Genomic DNA, 24,208 nt, shown 5'->3' with positions numbered 1-24,208 from the left:
TTCACGGCTGCGTTACCGGGACTGGTTCTGGCTGCTTTTGGCGGGATCTGTCGCTGGAGAGCTCGGCGATCTGCTTATTCAGGTCGGCATTAGCGGCCCGTAGCGATTCAAGTTGAACCTGATATTCATTTTTGGCTTTTATACCGGCAGCTTTTATTGATTCAAGCTCAGCCATGGCTGCAGTTCTCGCTTTTGCTGACTCGGTGGAGAGGGTATTGGCCTTAACCAGTTTAGCAGAGACTTCGCCGATGGACGTCTGAAGCGACGATATTTCCTTTTTTTTCATAGCTAATTCTGTATCGGCAGCTTCGAGCTTATTGGTTAACTCCAATTGCTTTTGGGCATTTTCCTGTACAAGCTTCTCCCGGTCCATATTATACGCCGCTTTCTGCATGACAATCTGATCCTTCAGGGCACGAAGGTCCCGGGTCATTTGTTCATTCAGGGCTTTGTTGACGGCAGTGAGCCGGTCAATATTTGCCCTGCTCTCCTGTGCATTTTTCTGATTCTCTTCCTCAAGCGAGCTTATCTGTTGATTTCCGGCAGCAATATCAATCTCGTACTGATCACGCAGTGCAGCAAGGTCCGCGCTCAGCTGCTTATTCTGCATGTCCAGATCCTGAATCTTTATCCTATACTGCTGGTTCTCTTTTTTCAGCACATCGCTCTCTCTTTCTATCAGCGGCAGACGTTTTTTCATCATACTGTTTTCCGCCTGAAGCTGACTGGTCCCTGACTGTTGATTATTCTGATGTGCCGCGGTGCAGGACAGAAAAAACAGCAAAACAAAGGGCAGCGTGCATGTTGTCAAGGCCCGAACACGACCATTATTCTGGCAAAGCATCGTCAATAGCATTATGTGGACTCCGGAAACCGACATGAGGATTGATTTTGTGTTATGATCGGGGGAGGTACAGATGACAATCGGGGGCTTGAACAATAAGCAACTCTTTGGTTCTTCATACTCTACCTGCGAATAAGCTTAAAGAAAAATGTATCACCGCCACAAAACACAGCTCTGCGCAACGTAACGAAGTCTTATCCATCGACATGGTTCTCAAGAGCATTGCTGTATTTGCGCAATTTGCCTCTAAACTGATGGTAGGTGAGCCCTAGATGTGCAGCAGCTTTTTTCTGGTTATGCCGGCAGATACTCAATGCCTGCTGCAGCATTTCTTTTTCAAGTTCTGCGACGGCCTCTTTCAGGGTCAAGCCTGCTGTATTGCTGATTGGAGAATACGTGTTACTGATACCTTTTTTGTTATTTTCCTCATCTGCGGCTGGCACGATCACATAGGGGGAGATAAAGGGATCGAAGACGATTTTATCGATAACCCCGCCTTCCGAGCGGTGTACCGCCCGTTCCACAACATTTTTCAACTCCCGAATATTGCCTTTCCAGACGTTATTCTCCAACGCGCGCACTGCCGTCTCCGTAAAAGTTGGCATCTCCTGCCTGCCGAGCTCAAAGGACATCCGCGTGGCAAAATGACTGGCCAGAAGCATGATATCTTCTTCCCTGTAACGCAGGGGGGGGAGGAACAGGACCTCAAAAGAAAGCCGGTCCAAGAGATCGCGTTTAAAATCTTTTCTTTCAGCCATAGCGGCGAGATCCACATTGGTTGCCCCGACAATTCGCACATCGACCTCAACAGGCCGAGAACTCCCCACCCGCTCAAAAGAACCGTACTCCACAACACGTAGAATTTTCTCCTGTGCTTCCAGCGGGATAGAACCAATTTCATCCAGGAAAAGCGTCCCCCCGTCCGCCGCCTCAAAGCGCCCGGTCCTGCGGCTTTCGGCACCGGTAAAGGCCCCTTTTTCATAGCCAAAAAGCTCAGATTCGATCAATGACGGAGAGAGTGTCGCACAATTGAGGGTAATAAAAGGCCCCTGCCATCTCTTTGACAGAAAATGCAAACGGCTTGCGGCCAGTTCTTTGCCTGTTCCCCGCTCCCCTATCAACAGAACCGGCCGGTCAACCGGAGCGACGCGGGAGAGCACTTCCTGAAAGTTCAGAAATGTCTCTGACTGCCCAAGGGCTTCCCCCCGGGAGGATGGAAACACTGATTCCTTGCTCATCAACATGTCAAATTTACCATTTATTGGTTTTAAAAACTAACTACAGGCAATTTTATATTAAATCGAAAAATTATTCAAGTCGCCAACACCTTAATTTTTCGAACTTTTTAATTTTTTCAACAACCGGCACGCATCCTGCTTTAACCAAGCCAGAACACCACAACTCACTTACAACTCAGGAGGAAGGACATGGGAATATTCACCCGTTTCAGTGACATAATCAGTGCAAACATCAACTCCATGCTCGACAAAGCGGAAGATCCCGAGAAAATGATTAAGTTGATGATCCATGAAATGGAAGATACGCTTATCGAGCTGAAGTCATCATGCGCCGGCGTCATTGCCGGCCGGAAAAAAGTCGAGAGAAAACTCGATGAAATGCAGGGTAAAATGGACCTTTGGGCGAATCGGGCCAACCTGGCCGTGGCTAAAGGTCGGGACAACCTCGCCCGGGAGGCACTGATTGAAAAAAGGCGCTTTGCCACCGTAACGGCAGCCCTCGAAAGCGAACTGGCCGAATACAGCGGACTCATTGCCCAATACCAGGATGACATCTGCGAGCTGGAGAGTAAACTCAATAACGCCAAGGAAAAAAAACGAGTCCTCGTACAGCGTCACAAGCGCGCAACCGGAAAAAAACGAGCCCAGGAGGAGATAAGGCGCAGCAGCAACAGCGACACCATGGCCCGATTCGACAAACTGGAAAGTAGAATCGAACAGATGGAGGCAGAGGCGGAAATGGTGAATATGCCGAACAGACCGACAGTCGAAGAAGAATTTGACAATCTCGCTTCAGATGACGAGATTGAGAATGAACTCGCCAGGATCAAAGCTGCCCAGGACAGCCCACAGAGAGAAAATATTTAAGCTCTTTGTGTCCTTTCCGGCAAACAGTGCCGGATGTCTTCAAGAGGAACCCTGCATACCCCAGACCGCTGGATCGGAGTTACCACAACATGCTCAATATCATTATCGTTACCATAGTTTTTGGCTCTCTTGTCGCTTTAGCGACGCTTATCTGCGGGACGATATTAATAATTTTCAAAACTCGCAGCAACCGGCGTTCCAGTGGAGCCATTGACAGCGAAGAAGCAAAGATCATCCAGGAGCTCTATCAAGGACTGGAAAAACTGGAAGCCAGAATCGAGTCCCTGGAGACAATTTTAACAGAAGACCAGGAAAAGGACAGGTATAAAAAATGACAAGATATTACGAAAAACAAGGCGGCATCTACCGCTCGCGAGATGGTGTTTTCCTGGGCGTATGCAGGGGAATCGCCGAATATTTCGACCTTTCTGTTTTTTGGGTGAGAATAGCGCTGGTTGTGGTTTTTATTTTCAGTGGCTTCTGGCCGGTCATAGGCGTCTACCTGGTGGCAGCCTTTTTCATGAAACCTAAACCGGTTAAACCTATTGAAAGCGAAGGAGAGCGAGAGTTTTACGACAGCTACGTGCACTCGCCCAAAACAGCCGCGCAGCGTCTCAGAAAAAAATTTGACGATCTGGAACGAAGAATCCGCGGCATGGAAGACAAGGTTACCGGCCGTGAATACGAATGGGAACGGCGGTTTCGCTCGTAAAAAAGCGATACGGAGCAGACTCAAAAGCACGTTTTAGAGCTATATACCATCGTAAAAACCCAGGCTTGCAATGGTTTTTTTCCATTTCGGCATTATCAGTTTCAGCTGAAGGACAAGCTTGTTGCTTGTGAGAACGACAGAAGTCATACTTCAGTTATCTCATGCCCCATGGAGGACGCCATGTCACAAATCATGCATTGTCTTATGCTGCTCTTCATTGTTTTTGTGATTGCCGAAATAAGAAACGTGCTTTTCTACACCGATACACAGCATCCGGCCCCGCTTACCATTTGGGAGGAAACACAATCCTCCCCCGCTGACTATGGACACAACAGCCACTACCGATTTTAGCTGCAGGGGTAAATGCATATCGGCACGTTTAAAAATTACTGGCCTTACATCAAATAAATAGCACCGGTGCAATCACCTTGCGCACAGGTGTTTGCACCGTTTTTCCGCCCGTGCCGGAAAGCGTGGCCACCGAATTATTTCAAACCGGTGATGTCCAAAACGCCCTGCACCGGCACAGATTTCCCCATAGATAAATGCTCTGACGATCCATCTGAAAGCCACATAAAAAAATCGGCAAAAACGGCAACAGCGCAATTCCTGTTGTTATTCTGTCTTAGTCGATATATTTTACACAAATCCTGGGAATATCGCCCTGGCAGCCACATATCGGTGGCAACCGCGCCTTTTATTCATATTATGAAGGTTGGGCAACCACAACAACTGCATCTTTGATGCGCTTCGCTTCAATGAGGAATAGCTTATTATGTCGAATCAATACAAAACAATCCTGTTTACATCAAATCTATCCCTGGCCAGCCGCGCGGCTTTCAAACAAGCCGCCATGCTGGCGGTTCAGTTTGATGCAAAACTTATTTTACTTCATGTCATGGAGGGACCTTCCAACAGCTATGAAGGATATGTGTCGAGCCTCTTTGGGCAAGAAAACTGGCAGCAAATATTAAAAAACAACAAGGAAGAAGCCAAGCACGCTCTTGTCGGCAAAGTAACACCAAAGCAGATGGTGCGGACTGTGCTCAGTGAATTCTGCAAGGAAAACAAAAAAGAGGACGAAAACTACGTAATCCCCAATTATGAAATTGTAGTCAAAGAAGGAGATACTGTCGGAGTCATCCTCAAGCAGGCGACAGAGTTCCAATGCGACCTGATTGTCATGGGTGCCAGCGAAGGATTGTTGTCCGGAATCTCAGTCGGCAAAAATATTAAATCAGTTCTTAAAAAGTCGAAAGTCCCAGTCCTGGTTGTACCTGCGAGCCTTTCTTGAATAAAATCGGCAAAAAATCAAACCTCACCACACGGAATTCTTTTTTCATCCGAGGGATGTTAAAGCCGACCGTTGAACCATCAGAAAGCAGAACACGACCAGAAACAAACAAGCGGTTACACCCTTAAAAAGGAAGAACCGCTTGTTTGTTTCCCGGCAAGGGGTCAAGGAACACACAACAAAGAAAAATATTGTGTGGCCCGGAGAAAAGACCCTTTGTCTTTCCAGAACCAGTAGCATCGAGCTCGGGAAGCACAATCATGTCTCTTCCTGATGGACTCTTCTTACCCTGTTTACAGAATGACTTGATTTTATAAGTTACCAGCAGGCAAACAAGATGCTTCTGCTTGAAAAACGATACGCCTCTCCCTGTGAGCTTACCCCGCATCTTGCGCCAAACTACAGATAAAGCCACGGCAGCAAAAATGAAAACATGGCCCACATTATAAAAACGAGAGGAATTCCAACCTTGAGAAATTCAGCAAACGTATATTCCCCGGCGCTCATAACCAAAAGATTGGTCTTGTAGGCCATGGGGGTGGCATAGCTCATATTTGCCCCAAACAGCACTGCCAGCACGAAGGGTTCAGGTGGTTGTCCCATCTGACTTGCAATGGAAATAGCTACGGGGGTGCCGATAACAGCTGTCGCGTTATTGGATATAATATTAGTCAATACCGCCATCATCAGCATCAGTCCGCTGATGACAAGAGCAGGTGAAGCGTTTCCAGCAAGAGCGACAAAGATCGAGCCAAGATATTCCGCCCCTCCCGTTTCGAGCATTGCCATCCCCAGCGCCAGACTGGCAACCACTATCAGGACAACCTGAGCACTCAAAGCCCTGGTGGCATCACGCCAGCTCAAACAGCCGGTAATAATCATCAGCAATGCCCCCAGAGTGGCACTAATGGCAATGGGAAGCAAGCCGAACGCGGCTGTGAGTATGATACCCTTCATTATAAACATGGCGAGCGGTGCTTTTTTAGAAAAGGGCAAGTCCACCGTGGCGTCAAGAACAAGCACCTCTGAACGCTTCTTGAGTTCCGAGATCTGCTCACGGGGCCCCTGCACCAGGAGAATATCCCCAACCATCAGTCGAATATCGCTAATTTCTTCCTGAAGTTGCTGAAGTTGCCTGCCTGTACGATGGAGAGCCAGCGTGATCAGACCGTACCGCTCGGCAAATCGGTGGTTGCTGAGAGTACTGCCGTTGAGTTGCGAGCCCTCTATGATGACAACTTCGGCAAGCTGTTGATCTCTCGCCTCCAGTGGGTGATCTTCATCAATTGGGACATCTTCGGCATCCGCCGGATAAAGAGTACCCTTGAGAATTTTTTCATACTCTTTGAGGTGAACAGGGGTGTCCAGCAATACCAGGTGATCCCCGGCATGCAAAACAAGCCCCGGCTGGGTAAACAGTTTCTCTTCTCCCCGCTCTACGGCTGCAACCTTCATTTTTCCATCAGTCAGCGCCACGGCTTTTGACAGAGGCACGCCAACAATCGGGCTATCCTTTAACACCGCTAAATGCGCCGCAAAAATCCTTGGCGAACTATCTGTAATAGCAAGGTCGCGTTTGGCGATCAAGCGAGGCGCAACAAGCCAAAGATACATAATCCCCACGCTTCCGGCGATGACGGCAGGCACCAGGAAATCGAACATTCCAAACTTTTCAAGCCCCATCTCCGCGGCAACCGAAACGACAAGCAGGTTCGTTGACGTGCCAATACTTGTGCAGGTACCACCCACCAGGGTGGAAAATCCCATAGGCATCAAGACAGCTGAAGCTGGAGACTGAGTCTTCAAGGAAACACTTATGAGAACAGGCAACAGCAGCACCACGACAGGCACGTTGTTGATAAAGGCACTGATAAACGCACCGAGCAATAATGTCAGCAGCAAGGACAGGCTGGGATTGATTTTCCAGAGCTTGGCCAGAATGCGACCCACAGGCTCCAGCCCCCCAGTACGCAAAATCCCCTGCCCTGCAATCATGAGAGCACAGACGGCAACAAGAGCCTCATTGCCGAAACCGGAAAAAAAATCTATCGCATGCAGGACTGTCTTATCATCTGCGTGGTATGGAAAAACTTCGAACCCCACACTGAGGGCAACCAGAATAAAAAGACTCGACGATTCGAGAGGTATTTTCTCACGACTAAATAGAAAAAGCGCAAACAACGTCAACAGTAAGACAAAAACAGTATGCGGGTTTGGCGGCAAGGGAAGGCTCATATTTCACCTGAATTCTCTTAGAGCAGAGGCTTTATCTGCGTGCTTCATCTTTCCATGGTAAGAGGCATTGCATGCTAAATGCCTCTTCGATGCTAAACTGCTACATCTAAGCACTATGAACAATCAATGCGAAGATTCCTTCTTCGCTGTATCTCCTTTCTTGACCTTTTGTGCTGTGAAGATAATGCACGAAAGCGGATGCAAAAGCTCAGGCCTGTTCGGTGCCAGTGTTCGTACAAGGTCGACGGAAGCTGGGTTCAAACAATAATTGAAACACCTGTACCTGTACCAAGACAATACTTCCCAACAAAAAATTATTCCTCGACTTTTACAAAGTAAATTGAATAAGAAAATCTGCTTTTTAACTGCATTGCCGACGAGCGCCGGCATGTCGAATATTTCGACCCCACAAGGTAATCCGACCAAGGATGCTCGCGCATGCTCCTCGCTGCCAACCTGCATAAAGTTCTACAACAAAACATTTAAAACGAAAAAAAGCGTCTAAGGCATGCATGCCTTAAACGCTGAATCGTTTTTTCATTTTTTCTCATTGCCCACAACTTCGCTTCATAGTGCCCATGAGCTAATAAATATGCTTTTACAAATCACAACATGAAGTATAATGATCTATAAAAGGAGGTTTTATAGATCATGACACGAAGAAAATGGAACTGGCAAAAAGATGATTGGGGGAATTTCACCTATGATAACAGTGAAATCGAGAAATTAGAACGAGAATATTCAAGGCAATCCGGTTTTTCGCTTGGCATAGCCAGGCATCTTTCACGTGAAGACCAAAACGACTTAATCGTTGAACTTGTATGTAATGAAGCCATCAAAACCTCTGAAATTGAGGGAGAATTTTTAGACCGGGAAAGCCTGCAGTCCTCTATCAGGAGAGAATTCGGTTTGGGAATAGCCGATCATCACAGGGTAAAACCGGCGGAAGCCGGGATCGCTGAAATGATGAAAGATATATTCACCAATTATGATTCACCATTGACAGGAAAGACTCTCTGCAATTGGCATGAAATGTTGATGTCCGGCCGAAGAAACATAGAGATAGGAAAATATCGAACCCACAAGGAAGCAATGCAGGTTGTGTCCGGGCGATACGATAAACCAACAGTCCATTTTGAAGCTCCCCCGTCTGCCGCTGTTCCAAAGGAAATGGAGAAATTCATAGCTTGGTTCAACAAATCAGCCCCTGGCGGGAAAGAACCTTTGCCCCCATTGGTTCGGGCAGGGATTTCTCATATCTACTTTGTTTCAATCCATCCTTTCGAGGACGGAAACGGACGGATCGGGCGGGGCATAGTTGAAAAATCATTATCACAAAATATGGGCCAGCCGACACTCATTGCACTTTCTTCAACCATTGACGATAGGAAAAGAGAATATTACGAAGAGCTGGCAGCCCAGAGTACAGGAAATGACGTGACAAACTGGCTTATTTATTTTGGGAAAACCATTATCAACGCCCAAAAACAAACCATAAAGCAAGTTGATTTCATCATAACCAAAGCAAAATTTTTCGATACTCACAAAGAGAATCTCAACCCTCGCCAATTAAAAGTGATCAACCGGATACTACTGGAGGGACCGAAAGGCTTTCAAGGTGGATTCAGTGCCAAAAATTACCGAGCAATAACAAAATCACCCTCAGCAACAGCGACAAGAGACTTACAAGACCTGACGAGCAAAGGGATCTTTACAAAAACCGGTCAGCTCAAAAGCACCCGCTATACTCTGGATCTTTCCCCCTTCCAGGGCAAGCAAGATAAAGAAAGCATGGACTTGAATACACCCAGGGTTTAGCGAATGAATACCGCAACTCAATCACAGGATGTGTAGAAATCCTCACTCAATCCGACACATTTCGTTTTCAACTTTCAACTTAATCGGACAATCGCTTGTTTGAGATTTTCATGGACTAAGCTCTAATCTCAAATTGCTTTTTTGTTGTTAGGTTTTTGAGGCACCTTCTTGTGTATCTCCACAGTAGATCTATTAGGTTTGAGTTATATTGCCATCTTGGATGGTTTGACCTGACAATCTCAACCAGTGACCCAGGAAGAGATGAAAGTAGTATTAACGCCGAAGATGGTCAGAAATGGAGCAATTAAAATTATTGATGGTCTGAACAATCTGGGATTCAAATTTTTTTTTGTTCTCAGGGCAATCTTGGTTTTCAAATGGCAAACAGGGCTTTTTGTGTTGCTAGGGTTTTAGGATGAACATCTCTTAAGGATGAAGAACAAAGGGTATCCTGTGTCTGAAACGAGGTCTTCAAACTATTAACAGTCTTAAAAAGTTGAATAATTTCTGTAGTTATGTCGAGAGGATATTTGTTATTCACAGGAATTACAACATCGTATAGTGAATGGTCGTATGCTTCTTTAGAAAATAGAAACCTAGTCCAGTTGGAAACCATTTTATCATGTCTCTGAATATGTTTTCTGGCTACTTTTTCCGAAATGCCTTCCTGTTGCATGGCTCTTTTCACCCGGTGTTCTTCGTCATCGAATATAAGAACCTTGATAACCCGGTCCTTTGTGTAATCGAGAAGAGAAGTATGCAGACCGTAGTACAATCGCCGGTTGGTCGTATATCTCCTTTGAGCATCCAGAGAACACTGGAGAAGGTTGACATATCTTCTCCTCTTCAGCAGGTACCGACGTAATGTTGAAATTGGCCCACATATAAATTCTTTTAATTCTTCTGCTGAGATCCCGAACTGCCCCGACACATCTGAAAAGAGCATGTCGTCGGTATACATCTTCAGATGCAAATGCGCTGATAACTCACCGAGAATTGATGCTCCATAGGTGTAGCGACAGGGGAAAATTGCAATTGACCGCATCTCGAATATCCTTTTTTGTGAACTTTCCAACCACCATGTTTCGAAAACATTGCAGCAAATAACATGCCATCCTAAATGAGCACTTAGGCGCTTCTGTGTCAAGAATGGTGGATGAACGTAGTATTGCAACAAAACAAAGTGGTTGCATAGTTCGAAATGCAAGATGAGGGGCTTGTGCCTCCCGCTTGTTGGCTATAACAAGCGTATTGATAGCTGGAAGACCGGAGTCAGTCTTCTTTGCACCTTGTAAACTCATTGGAACAGCGTTATTCCAATGGTTGCTCAAACATCTTCCTACATCCCCGAAGAGCTGTGTCATAGTCAAGATCGTTTGGAAGCCATAACCGGCAATCTTCAGCGAGTCCGTGTTGACCTGTTTGATGCCAGGCGGGGATATTCAGAACTCAGGAACCAATCTCCATGAGTCAATAATTCTGTTTCTGGAAAATTGTTTTACACTTTGTAAATTATCCTGACACGTTTGCTGCGCGCTGTTCACCCTCTAAGGTTAGTGCAGATGTAAAAAACTGTTTATATTTCTGAAACTGGATACGTATAAGCAAATCACTTGGGGAAAATGGTTTGAGTAAATAATCATCGGCGCCGTGATGCAAAGCCTCAATCTCATCTGACGAGTCACAACTTCCCGTAATCATAATAACTGTCGTAGCAGGATTGACATCTTTTGTTTTCCGAATCACGTCAAGTCCGCTTGTTGAGCCCATTTGAAGATCGGTAATGACCAAATCAAAATCTTCAGCATTCAATACTTTGATAGCCTTATCTCCGTCAGTGGCTCTGGTGATGTTATAACCGTCTGACTTTAGGATATATTCCAATATATCAAGTATCATTTCATCGTCATCTACCACCAGTGCCTTAAGTACCATTTCTTCGTCCCTCCTTTAAGGATTGGCCCCTGAATATTGTTTGCCATTTGATCTGTCGCTGTCAAAGGACTAGCATAAAGTGTTCCAACAGTATGAGAGCATTGGGCGTGGGTGAATAATACAGCAAACCTGTTTTCCTGATTGTCTTGGACGGCACCTGAACTTTCTAGGGGTAAGAGATCTCCACTGGCAGGGCTGAGTTGAGGATGAATTTCAGAAATCTAACTTATTCCGGAAAGTTTGCTTGTGATCGTGCCCCACAAAAATCACAGTAAATGGAGCATTTTGGACACGTCTGAAAAGCAGAGGTCGTCTTTAGAGAAACAGCTGCAAATGGAGCATCTTAAATTCTTGAGTCGAGTAGCCCAAAGGGATCACACCTTCAGGCTCTCACAGATCCGGACATGAGTCTCTCGACTCATCCGGCTCCTATTGTCCAGCCGCAGGAAGCATCTTCAATATCTGCCAATGAGCAAATAAATGAGGTTTTCGTTCAGCAACTCTACCTAACCAGTGTGTTGCCTTCCGTTGCTGTCCTTTGATCTTCTTCAACTTCCGCATGGCCCATTTTGTTATCATACGATTCAAGACTTGTGAAATCCTAAACATGCCTGATTTGAAAAACTTCGCATAATAATTGACCCAACCACGGATTTTAGGATTGATCACTCTTGAAAGATCTTCCAGCGATTTATCACTGCGTCTGTGAATCCGCCATTTGCGCATCTCATCTTTGATTGACTTGGCTGCTTTATTACTGATAGCTGGGAGAAAACCGACAAAGAACTTGCCATACTTATTCTTTGCCAACCGGGGTCTGAAAGTGAACCCCAAAAAGTCAAAAGAATAAACAGGATAGTGACCTTGCCTGCTCTGCTCTTTACAAAAGACGATTTTTGTCTTTTCAGGATGTAGTTCTAACTGACACTCACCCAGCCGACTTTCAATCGCAACTCGAAGCCTTTTGGCTTCTGACTCACTGACACAATGACAAACAACATCATCTGCATATCGCTCGAACTGAACTTCTGGGAAGTTCTTCCTCATCCATACATCAAAGGCATAGTGCAAGAACAGATTTGCCAGCAACGGGCTTATCACACCACCCTGAGGTGTACCCAGGTTGGATGCCTTGATAGTTCCATCTGGATATTGTACCGGGCATTTCAGCCACCGCTCAACATACAAAAGAATCCATCTGCAATCTGTATGGTGTTGCACTGCTTTTAACATTAACTTATGGTCAATGTTATCAAAGAATCCCTTGATATCGAGATCCAATACCCATGCTCGTTTCCAGCATCGTTGGCGAGCTACTCCAACCGCATCCAGTGCTGACTTGCCTGGCCGATAGCCATATGAGTCATGATGAAAATGCGGTTCTAAAAGAGGTTCAAGGGTATGTTTGACCACCATCTGAGCAATACGATCTGCTACTGTTGGGATTCCCAACGGGCGCACTCTACCATCACTCTTTGGTATCTCGACCCGACGTACGGGAGAGGGAAAATAACTCCCCGAAGACAAACGATTCCATAGCTTGTAAAGGTTACGCTTCAAGTCCTCTTCAAACTCGGCGAGTGACTGCCCATCAACTCCAGCAGCCCCTCGGTTTGCCTTTACTTTCTTGAATGCTTCCCAAACCTGTAATTTGGAAATTTGAAATGGCTTTGCTTCTTGCATAAAGATCCTCCCAGCCTTCTGGTTGTCTAAATGATAAAAGCTGAACAATGTAGCTCCTTCACTCCACCTCCATTACAGAGGCTTCAACGCTACTACAAGCTACTCCGCCCCTGTGTTCCGCATCGGTACTTGCACCCTCATGGGTCCTCCACTTGGATTCTTCCCTTAACATCGGAACGACAGGTTCCCACGTTCCACACGAAAGCCAAGATCACATTCACGCCACCTTTATGCCGGCCGCCGTTCAGGCAGTAAACAGGTTTCCCCTGAACTTATCCTGGGATGGAAACAGTTCCCAGTTTTGACGACATCAGAATATCTTTCGACACCTCATCAGTGGTTCGTTTACACTCGTCTCTATGATCCATACCTGACCCGATCCTAAGCCGGGCCTTTTCCTTAACGCTCACCACCATGGCTCTTTACCACAGCAGCTTAAGGTGGTTTGGTGCCTGCTCCTGCAAGCCGACTCCGAGGGACCTACCCTCATCTTTCGTGTAGTTACGAGCAAAGGTACTTGCTCTCGTGGCACACTGTTTCCAGATTATTTTTGCTGATCACTTCAGATCGAGTATCAGGCAGCGTGCATGATAGTAACTGACGACCAATCTGCCTCAACCTCCAAAAAGCCCGGTATGACACCCACTGTCATACCGGGCTTTTTGTTTTGTATCCCCCCTCACCCCGGAGCTGTTAGTTTTAACCCCTAAAAAACCTATCAAAGCCAAAGACTTCAGCTCTTACCTTATCTAAATTACCTTTAGACCAACTAATAGCCAAAAGCAGGCCTCGCCCCGTTCTTTTTACTGGATAAAGGAGATAAATAAATGATTACGACAATAACCGTGGATAATGGAGTTAAGGCGTACATGAGCTACCACAAGGCGCACTCCAGGCCAAATACTATAAGGGCTTTTTCCTACACTCTTAGTAGGTTTCTTGATCTGTTTTCCGGAATAGATGTAACAGCGGTACCCGAAGCTGATGTCGCCATATTCTTGGAAGTGATAAGCGGTTAGGTAGGGATGTAGGTGTTAAACTTCGACCACACGATCTTAGGCGACACGCAGCAACTCAAGCATCGAGGTCTGGTGTCCCACTTGAAATGGTTAGTAAAGTTATTCTGCGCCATGCTGATATCGCCACTACTCAAAGGTATCTTGGGAAGATCAGCGTGGCCGAGGCTAGTCGGATGATTGAGTCGTGGCTTGGTTAAATGGGTAGAAAGTAGTTTCGGGCGTCGACTTCGGCGAAAATGGAGCATTCAATTTTATCGATTTTCTTTGGTAAGCTACAATAGGCGGCTGCTTCATTTTTGAACAACACCAATGAACCAGGCGGTTCCGTCCTCTGAGGTAACATCTTTAATATGCAATTCTGGCGATAGAGAAATATTGCCAATTGAGATCCTAAGCAGCAGTCATCCTGTCCATCAATAAGACCCTTTTGAGGGGTGATCGGCGAAGAATTGAAGCATGATATGCTGTCGATTCGTAAAGAAAAATCTAAACCTCGAATGTTCTGATATTGACGGATCCAGTAAGGGTTCGGTGCACCGGGCAATGCCTTGCTATTTCGAGGAGCCTGTCGTGCTGGGCTTCATCAAAGTCTCCAGTCAAATGAATCTTGCAGCCGATCTCATCGAGCATACCAGTTTGCCTCTCACATTCCTGACAATCCGCACAATTCTCTCCAGTAATACGTTGGTGACTGAGCTCGACTTGAATACTTTCCAGCGCAATGTTTTTTCTTTCCGCATACATGCGGAGAGTGATGGATATTCAGGAGCCTAGAGCTGCAAGCAAGTATCCATAGGGGCCGGGGCCCTTATCCGCGCCGCCAAATGATTCCAGCTTATCTGAAAATAGCCTGTGTCTGCCAGACGTTATTTCCTGGGTGAAGTGTTCCCCGTTAATAGAACGTACAACTACGTAAGGATCCATTTTTTTCCTCCATGAAACGAATTGCAGGTGATGTCTTCCACTGATGAATTGACCATGCCTCAATAGTCTTGGCTTTTTCAGTCAGCTGACCGGGCAGTTCAATGCATTTGCCAGCGTCAACCATGCTTAAGAAAGCCTGCTTCAAGTAAAACTTTCCAGGTGAATGTCTTTCTCCTCGACGCCACGTTCCGTTAACAGGGAAACAGTATCGGCGAGAAAGCTTTTCGGCCCGCATAAATAAAATTCGGCATCGGCCACGGGCACAAAACTTTCCACCGCTCTGGCATCAATGTGGCCCCGCAGGTGGTAGTCTATGCCTTCAACATCTTCAGAATGTGGGTGACTGTATAGAACAAAGAGATGTACATTATCACTGGCCCGGGCAAGGGCAGTCACTTCGTTTTGCAGCGGGTTGTGCCTCCCGTCGCGCGCCCCGTGCAGGAAATATATCTGCCGAGTCTGCTTTACCAGGACATGCAGCATGCTGACCATAGGCGTAATACCGATTCCGGCACTTATGAGCACGACAGGTCGATCGTTATCCGGCGAGAGCACAAACTCACCTTCGGGTTCTCTTGCCAGGATGACATCCCCTGGGAACAGGTTATCGTGCAGCAGGCGGGACGCGAGACCCAGCGGCTCTCTTTTCACGCTGATGCGGTATTTTTCTTCTCCCGGCTGGTTTGACAGCGAATAGGTCCGCTCCGCCGGGTCAGCGCCATCGAATTGCAGCTCAATTGGCAGGTATTGACCTGCTTGAAACAGCGGCAGCCGACCCTTGTCCCGGGGAACGAACTCAAAAGAGGTGACATCTTCGCTTTCAATGATTTTGTCGAGTAAAAGTAGCTCACGGACAGCACCTTCGGAAGCACTCCAGCGTAATGGCAATACTTGATCCAATTGCACGATACGCTTAATGGCAATATTGATGAGTCGTCTCGCGCCCTGATGTTTAGCGATTTCACTTGAACCCCAATCAATTTCAGCGTCACCGTTGATTTGCAACATTGAGCCACGCGCGAAATCTACAAAAAGCAGCCCCACTCTGTGATCCAGCACTAGGTTACCAACCGTGTTGAACAGGTTGTTACCTGCATAATCAGGCAGAACAAGACCCGTGTCGCTGCTGATTTTGACAAAACCTTTAGGACCACCCCGGTGCGATACGTCCATTCCGTCGCCCGTTATTTCCTGATCTGCTCTATGGTAACCACTGGCGATGAACATGGTATCCGCTTTAGCTATCCAGGATTTCATATGCTCATCGAGGCGTGTGTGGTGTGAAATATGTCTTTTATTCAGCTTGATGTCAGCCTCATGCCAGATACGTTTTGATATATACTGGGGACAATTGCCAAAGGACTGATCAACGGCAACGGTGAAGCCTCGTGCATCAGCATGCGACAGCTTGCCATTGACCCGGTTGCGTCGGCGTGTTTCAAGTTCAATCCCCAAAAGGCCGATCTCGGCACCTGCGATAAAAGACGATTCCAGCGCATCCCCCGGCAGGGGCATTGCCCGGACTCTCAGGTGGTGAGGGTCCGGGGAGTGGACAAAGCCGGGAGTGCCGACCAGCAAGGTCGCCCAGGGCGCTCCTGTCGCATCACGTGCGGCTGCAGCCATAAAAGGCAGCTGACGGAAAAAAAGCCGATGCTGTTCCGGCATATATGGACGAATCGCCATGGGCGCCCATCGACTCACTTCTTCACGGACGCCGACGCGCTTCTGCACTTCAATCTCACCATCATGCAGCGGTGACCATAGGGTTTTACTGTCCATGAGAGTTACCCCGCTATCAGTTCAAGGCGGATGTTTCCAGGAATGGCGCACATCATGTGTCGATATGTGCTTCCTGTAAGTGGCTCCGGCTTGAATTCGATTGCCACATCATCCCGGGAAGCCAGCTCAGTAGAGAGCTTTTCAAGATCGTCGGATGATACGACGTGCAGTGCCAGGTGATGCAAGCCTATATTGATATGGCGGTCGAAAGGCTTTGCTCTTTCAAGATCTGCAACACGCCATAGGGTAATCAATATTGTCCCGTCGCTGACAAAGGCGGCCGGGTAATCAGGCTTTTCACCAACTAGGTCAAAACCCAAAGCTTCGACGAAGAAATTGGCTGCGGCTTTGACATCTGGTACAGAGAGACCGATATGATGGGCTCCTTGCGTTTTTGCTTTCATGATTTTCCTCCATTTCGTTTTGGCTTCGGACTTGCCACTTTCGGGCAACTCAAGAGGTGAGCGAGTCAAGCCCCGGATGATCTTCCGGCCGAGGTCCCAGTTCCCAAAAGAACTTTCGCTCGGACAAACGGATCGGCATCTCATTGATGCTCGCTTCACGTCGATGCATCAGGCCGTTTTCAGTAAATTCCCAGTTCTCATTACCGTATGCACGGTACCAATTGTTGGAATCGTCGTGGTATTCATATTGAAAACAGACGGCAATACGATTTTCCCGGTAGGCCCAAAGGCCCTTGATAAGACGGTATTCCAGCTCGTGGGCCCACTTTCTGGCCAGAAATGCCTGAATCGCCGCACGGCCCTGGAGAAATTCCGCCCTGTTGCGCCAGCGGGAGTCTTCGGTATAGGCTATCGAGACGGCGATAGGATCCCGGCTGTTCCAGCTGTTTTCCGCCATACGCACTTTCTGTTCGGCCGTTTCCCTGGTAAACGGTGGCAAAGGTTTCCTGCGTTCCATGTTTTCCTCTCCTTATCTGTAATGATTTGGTTTTTGCGAATACTCATGGCAAGTCATGGGCTGGTTCGGTAAGTGGCCAGCCCATGAACAGGCCGATCATTTCACCCGGACAGGGTATGGGGGCGTGGGAATAATGGGACAGAAATATGTGTAATTGCCCTTGGGCAAGGTGAGGGTGAAGTCGCCCTGTTCGCCGTTTTTCAGCAGGATGACTTTCATGCTCGTTTTATCTGTAGTGATATTATTTGGTCCCTTGTTGAAAACAAAACCGGCGTCTTTTCCTGATTTGTTGATCACGACGAATTTGTATTTGCCAGCAGAGATATCGAAAACATCTCCCTGGGTTTCGAAATAGCCAGGTCTTTCGATTATCGTGACGGTTTTATACCCGTCCGCAGCGACTGCCGTGGAAATAATGCTGCAAATTGCCAAAGTGGTTATCAGCGCTATTGATTTTTTCATGACACCCTCCAGAGGTATATAGCTTGATGGATTTTTGTTACGTTAGGTCTGCTGTTTACCGCGCGAGCCCGCCAATTCTCTCTACTGTTTCACTCGTCGACCAGACGGCATTGGCGATCATGCGGAAATTGATAAGTGCTGCCAGATAACCGTCTCCTTCCGGGATGATAGCCCCTGCTGTCGCATCCTTCACCACAGCCACTTCAAAGCCTGCCTCCAGTAATGCACGCATATGGCTTTCCACGCACAGATTGGCAGACATGCCGGCCAGGATAACCTGATCTCTTCGTTGTTTGCGTAACTGCAAAACCAGATCATTTTGTTCCGGGCCATACACCTTGTGCGGCGATGTAATCACTGTTTTCCCATCGTTTAAATAAGGCTTGTACCGTTCGACAAAGTCCGCACCCGACCCCTGAAGATTACTTGTATCCAGTGGTCCAGGGCGGTCGAACATGGCAATGGAGTGCATCACCTTTTCCAGGCTGCCTTCAAATTTCCAGGTGTGATCATGCGGGTAATAATAGTGGGGCGAAATAAAGACCGGGATGTCAGTTTGCTTAGCCGCCCGGAAAAGTTCTTCAAGGTGCTGCACGACACTGTGTTCGGTAACTGATTCGCCTACGACGCCCCAGGCGACCCCTTTCTCATGCAAAAAGTCATTTTGCGGGTCAACTACGACCAGGGCCACCCGTTGCAGATCAAGCTTCATGTCGCTCGCCGGCAAGGTAGCTTTCTCGGGCTCGGCATACATTTGGTTTTGCATGGTCCGTTTCATATTGTCCTCCTTGTTTATGGATAAGCTATCGTGGTGAACGCGTCATATTGTTCTTGTCGCGTTTGTACTACATCATTACAAGGAGTATGCCATTTTCCATGCATGGTATAATATACTGTTATTGTTTGGTTTTTGTAATCTGTGATGCGGGCAGGGAATAACGAGATCTCGTCTTAAAACGAGATCTCGTTGGCAATCGACGAAACTTCGTTTGGTCGACGGGTAAGATCTATGCTCCCTCACCAGGTAGAATTGGCATCGCTTTGAGGACCCTTGTTTACCAAGGATAAAAGATGCTGCTTTGAGTGTGAATATAAGTTAGGCTAGTCTTGCCAAGAGAACAATAAGACCTCAAAGTTGCTGTCTCAGCTCCTCTTTGTAGAAAGCTTTTGCACATAGGCATGTAATTGATAGTGTTAACCTGCTGCCATTTATTGTAAAATCCGTGGGATTCTGATCACGTCCATGATAACCACTGCAATAAACTGCTATGAACACTGAATTTCTGCAAAAAATTGCGCTCTCTGTTGCAAATGAACAATCAATTGGAACGCTCTTGCAGCGCATTGCCACCGGTCTTGCCGATTCTTCCAATACGGTTCTCGCCAGAGTCTGGTTGAAAAGGCCTGGAGATATCTGCGATGACTGCTATTTAAGAGCCGAATGTCCGGATCATCGGCAATGCCTGCATCTTGTGGCCTCAGACGGGACTCCAATTAATTCTGCAACACCAAGACCGATGAGGCTTGATGGTAAGTACCGGAGGTTTCCCATTGGTGTCAGAAAAGTCGGAAAAATTGGCGCATCGGGCGAAGGAGTGTTGCTGACAGACGTAGATCAGTCACCGTCTTGGCTCAAGGATCCGGACTGGGCCCGACTGGAGGCAGTGAAGAGTTTTGCTGGTCAACCCTTGCTCTTTCGCGGTGAACTGTTTGGCGTTCTGGCCATTTTCAGCAGGAAATATCTTCAGCAGGCGGATTTTGACATATTGCATGCTTTTGCCGACAACGCTGCAGCCGCATACGCCAATGCACGTACGTTCGAAGAAAACAGACGACTTCGTAACAAGCTGGAGTTAGAAAATGAATACCTGCGCCGTGAGGTCAGCATCACCCATGGCTCCAACGAAATAATCGGTGAAAGTCCATTGATTGAGAAAATGTTGGAACAGATAGATCTCGTTGCCCAATCCGATACGACGGTGCTGATTCTCGGTGAATCAGGCACCGGGAAGGAGCTTGTTGCCCGAGAAATTCACAGTAGGTCGGCAAGGAAAGAAATGCCAATGGTACGAGTAAACTGTGCGGCAATCCCTAAAGAACTTTTCGAAAGTGAGTTTTTCGGTCATCTAAGAGGTGCGTTTACTGGGGCGGTGAAAGATCGACTCGGCAGATTTCAACTTGCCGATAAAGGGACGCTTTTTCTTGATGAAATAGGTGAAGTTCCCCTGGAACTCCAGGTAAAGCTCTTAAGAGTTTTACAGGAGGGCGAGTTCGAACCGATTGGGGACGATAAAAGCTATACAACTGATGTGCGGATCATTGCGGCAACGAACAGAAACCTGGAAAAGGCTATTCAGGAAGGGACGTTTCGCGAGGATCTTTTTTATCGGCTGTCAGTCTTTCCAATCAATGTTCCACCTCTTAGAGAACGTGGAGAAGATATCGTCCTGCTTGCCTCACATTTTCTTAAACTGCTGACAGCAAAGCTGGGGATTCCTGTGCCAATGTTAAAAGAAAAACATGTAAGGAGTCTCAAGTCATACAACTGGCCGGGCAATGTGCGGGAACTGGAAAACACTGTAGAGCGCGCGCTTATCCTTTCCCGCCACAGTTCTTTGTCGTTTGCTAACCTTTTTTCAGCCGAGGATCAGCATCAGCAGGCAAGCCCGGAAACAACTTCACCTCAAAATGTTTTTACATTTGCCGAAATGAAAGAAAGAGAACGCGAGAATATACTTGCTGCTCTAAAACTCTGTAGCTGGAAAATAAGAGGAACGGATGGTGCAGCTTCGCTCTTAGGAGTAAAACCGACGACTTTGTCTTCGCGTATAAAAGCACTGAAAATAATCAGAGCGGAGAATGATCACTAGATAAGGCCCCGATTGGCGAACCAATCGCCATATTCCTCAGGGTTATCTTTAACACTAACGTACCTGTTGATGGGAAGAGACAGAACTTTCTTCGAAAGGTTGCAGACTCCAGTTAGCTAAAATACCACCTCGAATCTAAAGCTCATTTAATTCATAGAGGGCATTCTCCTGTTTCTGTTGTTCCAGATTGATGATGGAAGAACTGGTCGACCCCTGATTTCTTGTGATAAACGCTGGTAGTTAGAAAATATCTACATCGGCCAATTTCCATAACATTTTGACTTTAATGCACAAAATTGCTAATTGGGTTTGACGTTACTGCTGTGCTGACTTGCTGATTTCCTAACGTTCTTCTGGAATTTAAACAAATATTGTCTTTGGATATCTCCGTTTTGTGGTTGCTCTATTTCTGAACAATTCCATGGAAGCAAGCGTGTCCACCCTCTCAGGAATAGTCTCTATTCGACCGTCATTAAATTCAAATAGGGTTGCTTGGGGCAAGGTAAACAAGATAGATCCATAAACTGTTCCCAGGACTTTCCAGGGCTGGCATTCCAATCTGTATTGGACGCCAGAGCAATCATCTGACCTTCTCGGCAAACAGGTCGGTTGATTTGAGGCCATCTCCCCCCCTGAACCTCCCTATCTGAATATAATGTTCTGAACCGAACAGGTGTTTATGACGGAAGATCGTAATGAATCGTATATTGCCGGATAAAAAGATTTGTTATGGAAGATTGTTCAGTTCTGCTTCGAGGTAGGTGACAAAGATGTCCCTGGCCGGGTAGGTCTTTTTCTCATCGGTGTAGATCACGATAGAATACATCGGCAGCTCTGGTAAATTGAGATGGGCAGGCGCCTTTCTGATCCCTTCCTTGAGTGCCCCCTTGGGAAGCACTCCTAGTCCTATTCCGGCCTGGACGGCGGCCTGGATGTTAGCGATCGAAGTGCCGGTAAAGAGGATTTCCCATCTTCGTTTTACCTTGTCCAACTGCTCCGTCGCAATTTTTCTAAAGCTACATTGCAAAGGCAAGACGGCAAGCGGGATCACCTCATCCTGAAAAAAATCGGCGTCGCTACCAACCACCCAGACCAACGGTTCCTGGACTAGAACACGACCTTCGCCGCTGTAAGAATCCCCGCCAGCCACCACCAGGTCAAGCTCACCTCGTTCATAGCGCGGTATCAAGTGGATACCCATCTCTGTGCGTACCTCAAGATGGATATTGGGGTACTGTTTCTTGAACTTGCCCAGCAGCCCTGGGAGAAGGTCCGGCAGAAAATAGTCGATCAATCCCACACGAAGGCTGCCTGTGGCCCTGGGCTGGGTGAAACGGCTGACAGTCTCGTCATGCACGGCCAGGATGCGCCTGGCATACTCCAATAGCATGTCCCCTTCATAGGTGAGGGAGGGACTCTTGCTTGTGCGGTTAAAGACGGAAGTGGAAAGGCGCTCTTCAAGCCGGCGAATCTTTACGCTCACCCCGGACTGGGTAAGGCCTATGTTCACTCCTGCCTGGGTGAAGCTTCCCGTTTCGGCAACTTCCACAAAACAGTGCAACATGTCTATGTCGAGATCTATTGGCATCATATTCAGGTAATGATAAAACGTCATAATCTGCATGACAACTATCAATTTACCTCATGATCTTTTTCCTTTTATAGTGACTATAAAGCCACCCGATATACTGGTCACAGTATTTTGCGCTATTTCCTCGGACATGGAAAAACATATTTGAGAAGATGGTCACGACCTCGCCCATGTCGATCTGGGGGCTGAGCAGTTCGATCACAGGTTCACTCCTATAGCTTAGAGCAACAAAAATAGAGGATATGATATCATGAAAACAATACTCGCAAGAAAGGGAAGTCAGGCCAAAGACAGTGATGCCTTTTACTTTCAGGAGCAACCGATACCGGAACCGGGGCCAAAGGATCTCCTGGTCCGGCTTGCGGCCATCGGCATGAACCCGGTCGATACCAAGGTTCGCGTACGCACTCAGGAAGACCGGGTGCTTGGTTGGGATGGCTGTGGCATTGTCGAGAAGATCGGCACCGGGGTGACCGATTTCAAGAAAGGGGACAAAGTTTACTACGCCGGTGAGTTGAACCGTCCCGGTACCAACAGCGAATATCACCTGGTGGATTATCGTATTACTGCACATGCACCTAAAGCCCTCTCCCCCGAAGACGCAGCAGCCATGCCTCTGACTTCCATCACCGCCTGGGAGGGACTGTTCGATCGGCTTGGTTTTACGGCTGAAAAGGACGCGAATAGGGGGAAAAATATCCTGATCATCGGTGGTGCCGGCGGCGTAGGTTCGGTCGCCATCCAACTTGCCCGCTGGGCCGGCCTCACGGTATATGCCACGGCCTCACGTCCTGACACCGTTGACTGGTGCAAGAATCTTGGGGCAGACACTGTCCTGAACCACAGGAACAACCTGGCAGAAGAACTCAAGGCCGCCGGTGCAGACAAAGTCGATGCCATCTACTGTGCGACCCAGATGGAGCAGCACTGGAAGGCGATGGCTGAATGCATTCGCCCGCAGGGCCGCATCGTTTTGATCGACGATCCGGCAGGTCCTGTCGATATCACCGTTTTCAAGTTAAAGAGCATCGCCATTTTCTGGGAATTCATGTACACAAGGTCGATGTTTGCGACAGAGGACATAGGTGAACAAGGCAAGCTGCTGGCAACCGAGGCCTCCCTGCTTGATAACTCGACCCTGGTTACCACCCGTCAGAAGACCCTCCATGGTCTCACTCCGGAAAATATCCAAGCGATGCATATCCATCAGGAGAGCGGAACGATGATGGGTAAGCAGGTTCTTGTAATATAGCGGAACAAACCATCAACATAGCGTGCGGCTTGATAAAGCTTCTTGTTCAAGGCGACTTTTGGGCCGCACCACCACTCCCCTTGCCTGAAGTTTCTACTCGGTCGAAAAATGACTCAGGCAGGCCGCCCAAGCCTGCTATTTCACTCGAATCCTGCCATGCGGTCGATGTCCTCCGGGAAGCGTTTGCCCGCTATGGTACCCCAGAGATCATCAATACCGACCAGAGCAGTCAGTTTACTGCCGATGAATTCGTTCAGCTGGTCATAAACCAAGGCTGTCGATTCAGCATGGATGTCCAGGGAGCCTGGCGAGATAATATTTTTGTCGAACGGTTATGGAAAACGGTGAAGTATGAGGAAGTCTATCTATATGCGTCCGACTCGGTAAATGAGGCCCGCAGATCGATCATACGTTATCCGGGATGGTACAACCACTCCCGGCCCCACTCCAGCATAAACCAAAAAACACCCAGTGAGGCAGATGAAGCACTGCTGCCATCAATGAGATTGGCGGCATAGACATGAGCGGAGATTCCACTTACAAATCAAAAAATCTTGTCTAAACAGATTGAGCCACCTCTGTTAAATGTGGCACTTTGGCCCTGGCATCTTCAACTGTGGTAACAGGTGGATGCTCGTGCGAGATGTAAGGCAGTTCGCCATCTTTCAGCAAACGTTGAATATGATTAAAGATCATCATTTTTGCGTTCCTGTCACTCTAGTTTGTCTCTATGTAAGCACGCGCTTGATACTGCTGCATCAGTT

Annotated in this window: 25 protein-coding genes; 11 read left to right on the top strand and 14 right to left on the bottom strand. The window is 47.5% G+C overall.

Features of this window, described 5'->3' with window-relative positions:
- Position 1: 1 nt before the first annotated feature.
- Positions 2-856: a hypothetical protein gene (locus tag FCL47_RS13760; RefSeq protein WP_136814087.1), complete on the bottom strand. Its 855-nt coding sequence runs from the start codon at positions 854-856 to the stop codon at positions 2-4.
- A gap of 182 nt (positions 857-1,038) precedes the next feature.
- Complete coding sequence (pspF, locus tag FCL47_RS13755) at positions 1,039-2,082, bottom strand: phage shock protein operon transcriptional activator (protein WP_136814086.1); 1,044 nt, start codon at positions 2,080-2,082, stop codon at positions 1,039-1,041.
- A 189-nt stretch (positions 2,083-2,271) separates the two neighbouring features.
- Here pspF and pspA point away from each other — a divergent pair, with 189 nt between their 5' ends.
- The 5 genes from pspA to FCL47_RS13735 all read left to right on the top strand — a co-directional run bounded on the left by pspA (position 2,272) and on the right by FCL47_RS13735 (position 4,955).
- Positions 2,272-2,949 (top strand): phage shock protein PspA, encoded by a 678-nt coding sequence (gene pspA / locus FCL47_RS13750; RefSeq protein ID WP_136814085.1) that lies wholly within the window; start codon positions 2,272-2,274, stop codon positions 2,947-2,949.
- Positions 2,950-3,038: 89 nt separating this feature from the next.
- Complete coding sequence (locus FCL47_RS13745) at positions 3,039-3,284, top strand: envelope stress response membrane protein PspB (RefSeq protein ID WP_136814084.1); 246 nt, start codon at positions 3,039-3,041, stop codon at positions 3,282-3,284.
- A complete protein-coding gene (pspC, locus tag FCL47_RS13740) occupies positions 3,281-3,661 on the top strand; it encodes an envelope stress response membrane protein PspC (RefSeq protein WP_136814083.1) in 381 nt (126 codons plus the stop codon). Before FCL47_RS13745 ends, pspC begins: the two co-directional genes overlap by 4 nt.
- A 180-nt stretch (positions 3,662-3,841) precedes the next feature.
- Positions 3,842-4,012 (top strand): hypothetical protein, encoded by a 171-nt coding sequence (locus tag FCL47_RS24410; RefSeq protein WP_153306371.1) that lies wholly within the window; start codon positions 3,842-3,844, stop codon positions 4,010-4,012.
- 424 nt (positions 4,013-4,436) lie between these two features.
- On the top strand, positions 4,437-4,955 hold the full coding sequence (locus FCL47_RS13735) for a universal stress protein (RefSeq protein WP_136814082.1): 519 nt from the start codon (positions 4,437-4,439) through the stop codon (positions 4,953-4,955).
- Between the two features lie 399 nt (positions 4,956-5,354).
- Here the strand turns inward: FCL47_RS13735 and FCL47_RS13730 are convergent, their stop codons facing one another.
- Positions 5,355-7,190, bottom strand: a complete 1,836-nt coding sequence (locus tag FCL47_RS13730; protein WP_136814081.1) for an SLC13 family permease — start codon at positions 7,188-7,190, stop codon at positions 5,355-5,357.
- 651 nt (positions 7,191-7,841) lie between these two features.
- Here FCL47_RS13730 and FCL47_RS13725 point away from each other — a divergent pair.
- A complete protein-coding gene (locus FCL47_RS13725; RefSeq protein WP_136814080.1) occupies positions 7,842-9,008 on the top strand; it encodes a Fic family protein in 1,167 nt (388 codons plus the stop codon).
- Positions 9,009-9,381: 373 nt separating this feature from the next.
- On the opposite strand, the gene FCL47_RS13720 is transcribed toward FCL47_RS13725, so the two are convergent.
- The 3 genes from FCL47_RS13720 to ltrA form a co-directional block, all read right to left on the bottom strand.
- Positions 9,382-10,053 carry a cytidylate kinase family protein gene (locus tag FCL47_RS13720; RefSeq protein WP_136814079.1) on the bottom strand — a complete coding sequence of 224 codons (672 nt, stop codon included), beginning with the start codon at positions 10,051-10,053 and terminating at the stop codon, positions 9,382-9,384.
- A gap of 467 nt (positions 10,054-10,520) precedes the next feature.
- Positions 10,521-10,943: a response regulator gene (locus tag FCL47_RS13715; RefSeq protein ID WP_136814078.1), complete on the bottom strand. Its 423-nt coding sequence runs from the start codon at positions 10,941-10,943 to the stop codon at positions 10,521-10,523.
- Positions 10,944-11,372: 429 nt separating this feature from the next.
- Positions 11,373-12,626: a group II intron reverse transcriptase/maturase gene (gene ltrA, locus FCL47_RS13710; protein ID WP_167496489.1), complete on the bottom strand. Its 1,254-nt coding sequence runs from the start codon at positions 12,624-12,626 to the stop codon at positions 11,373-11,375.
- Positions 12,627-13,453: 827 nt separating this feature from the next.
- Here ltrA and FCL47_RS13705 point away from each other — a divergent pair.
- Positions 13,454-13,645, top strand: coding sequence for a hypothetical protein (locus FCL47_RS13705; protein WP_136814077.1), 192 nt, complete (start codon positions 13,454-13,456; stop codon positions 13,643-13,645).
- Positions 13,621-13,842 (top strand): site-specific integrase, encoded by a 222-nt coding sequence (locus FCL47_RS25670; RefSeq protein WP_136814163.1) that lies wholly within the window; start codon positions 13,621-13,623, stop codon positions 13,840-13,842. Before FCL47_RS13705 ends, FCL47_RS25670 begins: the two co-directional genes overlap by 25 nt.
- A 289-nt stretch (positions 13,843-14,131) precedes the next feature.
- On the opposite strand, the gene FCL47_RS25665 is transcribed toward FCL47_RS25670, so the two are convergent.
- The 6 genes from FCL47_RS25665 to FCL47_RS13670 form a co-directional block, all read right to left on the bottom strand.
- Entirely contained in the window at positions 14,132-14,401 is a 270-nt protein-coding gene (locus tag FCL47_RS25665; RefSeq protein ID WP_370459557.1) for an OsmC family protein, read from the bottom strand.
- A gap of 309 nt (positions 14,402-14,710) precedes the next feature.
- Positions 14,711-16,348: a pyridoxamine 5'-phosphate oxidase family protein gene (locus FCL47_RS13690; protein ID WP_136814076.1), complete on the bottom strand. Its 1,638-nt coding sequence runs from the start codon at positions 16,346-16,348 to the stop codon at positions 14,711-14,713.
- Between the two features lie 5 nt (positions 16,349-16,353).
- Positions 16,354-16,752 carry a VOC family protein gene (locus FCL47_RS13685; RefSeq protein ID WP_136814075.1) on the bottom strand — a complete coding sequence of 133 codons (399 nt, stop codon included), beginning with the start codon at positions 16,750-16,752 and terminating at the stop codon, positions 16,354-16,356.
- Positions 16,753-16,801: 49 nt separating this feature from the next.
- Positions 16,802-17,269: a nuclear transport factor 2 family protein gene (locus FCL47_RS13680; protein ID WP_136814074.1), complete on the bottom strand. Its 468-nt coding sequence runs from the start codon at positions 17,267-17,269 to the stop codon at positions 16,802-16,804.
- A 96-nt stretch (positions 17,270-17,365) separates the two neighbouring features.
- Positions 17,366-17,731: a hypothetical protein gene (locus FCL47_RS13675; protein WP_136814073.1), complete on the bottom strand. Its 366-nt coding sequence runs from the start codon at positions 17,729-17,731 to the stop codon at positions 17,366-17,368.
- Between the two features lie 55 nt (positions 17,732-17,786).
- Positions 17,787-18,509 carry a cysteine hydrolase gene (locus FCL47_RS13670; RefSeq protein ID WP_136814072.1) on the bottom strand — a complete coding sequence of 241 codons (723 nt, stop codon included), beginning with the start codon at positions 18,507-18,509 and terminating at the stop codon, positions 17,787-17,789.
- 490 nt (positions 18,510-18,999) lie between these two features.
- Here FCL47_RS13670 and FCL47_RS13665 point away from each other — a divergent pair, with 490 nt between their 5' ends.
- A complete protein-coding gene (locus tag FCL47_RS13665) occupies positions 19,000-20,601 on the top strand; it encodes a sigma 54-interacting transcriptional regulator (protein WP_136814071.1) in 1,602 nt (533 codons plus the stop codon).
- A gap of 727 nt (positions 20,602-21,328) precedes the next feature.
- Here FCL47_RS13665 and FCL47_RS13660 read toward each other — a convergent pair.
- Positions 21,329-22,225 (bottom strand): LysR family transcriptional regulator, encoded by an 897-nt coding sequence (locus tag FCL47_RS13660; protein ID WP_136814070.1) that lies wholly within the window; start codon positions 22,223-22,225, stop codon positions 21,329-21,331.
- Between the two features lie 217 nt (positions 22,226-22,442).
- Here FCL47_RS13660 and FCL47_RS13655 point away from each other — a divergent pair, with 217 nt between their 5' ends.
- Both FCL47_RS13655 and FCL47_RS13650 read left to right on the top strand, forming a co-directional pair.
- Positions 22,443-23,444: a zinc-binding alcohol dehydrogenase family protein gene (locus FCL47_RS13655; RefSeq protein WP_136814069.1), complete on the top strand. Its 1,002-nt coding sequence runs from the start codon at positions 22,443-22,445 to the stop codon at positions 23,442-23,444.
- A gap of 29 nt (positions 23,445-23,473) precedes the next feature.
- A complete protein-coding gene (locus tag FCL47_RS13650; RefSeq protein ID WP_167496488.1) occupies positions 23,474-23,962 on the top strand; it encodes an integrase core domain-containing protein in 489 nt (162 codons plus the stop codon).
- Between the two features lie 40 nt (positions 23,963-24,002).
- Here FCL47_RS13650 and FCL47_RS24405 read toward each other — a convergent pair whose 3' ends face one another.
- Positions 24,003-24,143, bottom strand: coding sequence for a hypothetical protein (locus FCL47_RS24405; RefSeq protein ID WP_153306370.1), 141 nt, complete (start codon positions 24,141-24,143; stop codon positions 24,003-24,005).
- Positions 24,144-24,208: the final 65 nt, after the last annotated feature.

It is taken from the genome of Desulfopila sp. IMCC35006 (genome assembly GCF_005116645.1).
Classification (GTDB): Bacteria; Desulfobacterota; Desulfobulbia; order Desulfobulbales; family Desulfocapsaceae; genus Desulforhopalus_A.
Note: the sequence above shows the minus strand (reverse complement) of the source record. Positions and strands in the feature narration are given on the sequence as shown.

What these genes read in the sequence shown, in the direction of transcription:
- FCL47_RS13730 (WP_136814081.1), bottom strand. Translation starts at nt 7,190, where the DNA reads ATGAGCCTTCCCTTGCCGCCAAACCCGCATACTGTTTTTGTCTTACTG.
- FCL47_RS13715 (WP_136814078.1), bottom strand. Translation starts at nt 10,943, where the DNA reads ATGGTACTTAAGGCACTGGTGGTAGATGACGATGAAATGATACTTGAT.
- FCL47_RS13660 (WP_136814070.1), bottom strand. Translation starts at nt 22,225, where the DNA reads ATGCAGATTATGACGTTTTATCATTACCTGAATATGATGCCAATAGAT.
- FCL47_RS24405 (WP_153306370.1), bottom strand. Translation starts at nt 24,143, where the DNA reads ATGATGATCTTTAATCATATTCAACGTTTGCTGAAAGATGGCGAACTG.
- FCL47_RS13655 (WP_136814069.1), top strand. Translation starts at nt 22,443, where the DNA reads ATGAAAACAATACTCGCAAGAAAGGGAAGTCAGGCCAAAGACAGTGAT.
- ltrA (WP_167496489.1), bottom strand. Translation starts at nt 12,626, where the DNA reads ATGCAAGAAGCAAAGCCATTTCAAATTTCCAAATTACAGGTTTGGGAA.
- FCL47_RS13680 (WP_136814074.1), bottom strand. Translation starts at nt 17,269, where the DNA reads ATGGAACGCAGGAAACCTTTGCCACCGTTTACCAGGGAAACGGCCGAA.
- pspC (WP_136814083.1), top strand. Translation starts at nt 3,281, where the DNA reads ATGACAAGATATTACGAAAAACAAGGCGGCATCTACCGCTCGCGAGAT.
- FCL47_RS13670 (WP_136814072.1), bottom strand. Translation starts at nt 18,509, where the DNA reads ATGAAACGGACCATGCAAAACCAAATGTATGCCGAGCCCGAGAAAGCT.
- pspF (WP_136814086.1), bottom strand. Translation starts at nt 2,082, where the DNA reads ATGAGCAAGGAATCAGTGTTTCCATCCTCCCGGGGGGAAGCCCTTGGG.
- FCL47_RS13720 (WP_136814079.1), bottom strand. Translation starts at nt 10,053, where the DNA reads ATGCGGTCAATTGCAATTTTCCCCTGTCGCTACACCTATGGAGCATCA.
- FCL47_RS13690 (WP_136814076.1), bottom strand. Translation starts at nt 16,348, where the DNA reads ATGGACAGTAAAACCCTATGGTCACCGCTGCATGATGGTGAGATTGAA.
- FCL47_RS13760 (WP_136814087.1), bottom strand. Translation starts at nt 856, where the DNA reads ATGCTATTGACGATGCTTTGCCAGAATAATGGTCGTGTTCGGGCCTTG.
- FCL47_RS13675 (WP_136814073.1), bottom strand. Translation starts at nt 17,731, where the DNA reads ATGAAAAAATCAATAGCGCTGATAACCACTTTGGCAATTTGCAGCATT.
- FCL47_RS13735 (WP_136814082.1), top strand. Translation starts at nt 4,437, where the DNA reads ATGTCGAATCAATACAAAACAATCCTGTTTACATCAAATCTATCCCTG.
- FCL47_RS13725 (WP_136814080.1), top strand. Translation starts at nt 7,842, where the DNA reads ATGACACGAAGAAAATGGAACTGGCAAAAAGATGATTGGGGGAATTTC.
- FCL47_RS13705 (WP_136814077.1), top strand. Translation starts at nt 13,454, where the DNA reads ATGATTACGACAATAACCGTGGATAATGGAGTTAAGGCGTACATGAGC.
- FCL47_RS13745 (WP_136814084.1), top strand. Translation starts at nt 3,039, where the DNA reads ATGCTCAATATCATTATCGTTACCATAGTTTTTGGCTCTCTTGTCGCT.
- FCL47_RS13685 (WP_136814075.1), bottom strand. Translation starts at nt 16,752, where the DNA reads ATGAAAGCAAAAACGCAAGGAGCCCATCATATCGGTCTCTCTGTACCA.
- pspA (WP_136814085.1), top strand. Translation starts at nt 2,272, where the DNA reads ATGGGAATATTCACCCGTTTCAGTGACATAATCAGTGCAAACATCAAC.
- FCL47_RS13665 (WP_136814071.1), top strand. Translation starts at nt 19,000, where the DNA reads ATGAACACTGAATTTCTGCAAAAAATTGCGCTCTCTGTTGCAAATGAA.
- FCL47_RS24410 (WP_153306371.1), top strand. Translation starts at nt 3,842, where the DNA reads ATGTCACAAATCATGCATTGTCTTATGCTGCTCTTCATTGTTTTTGTG.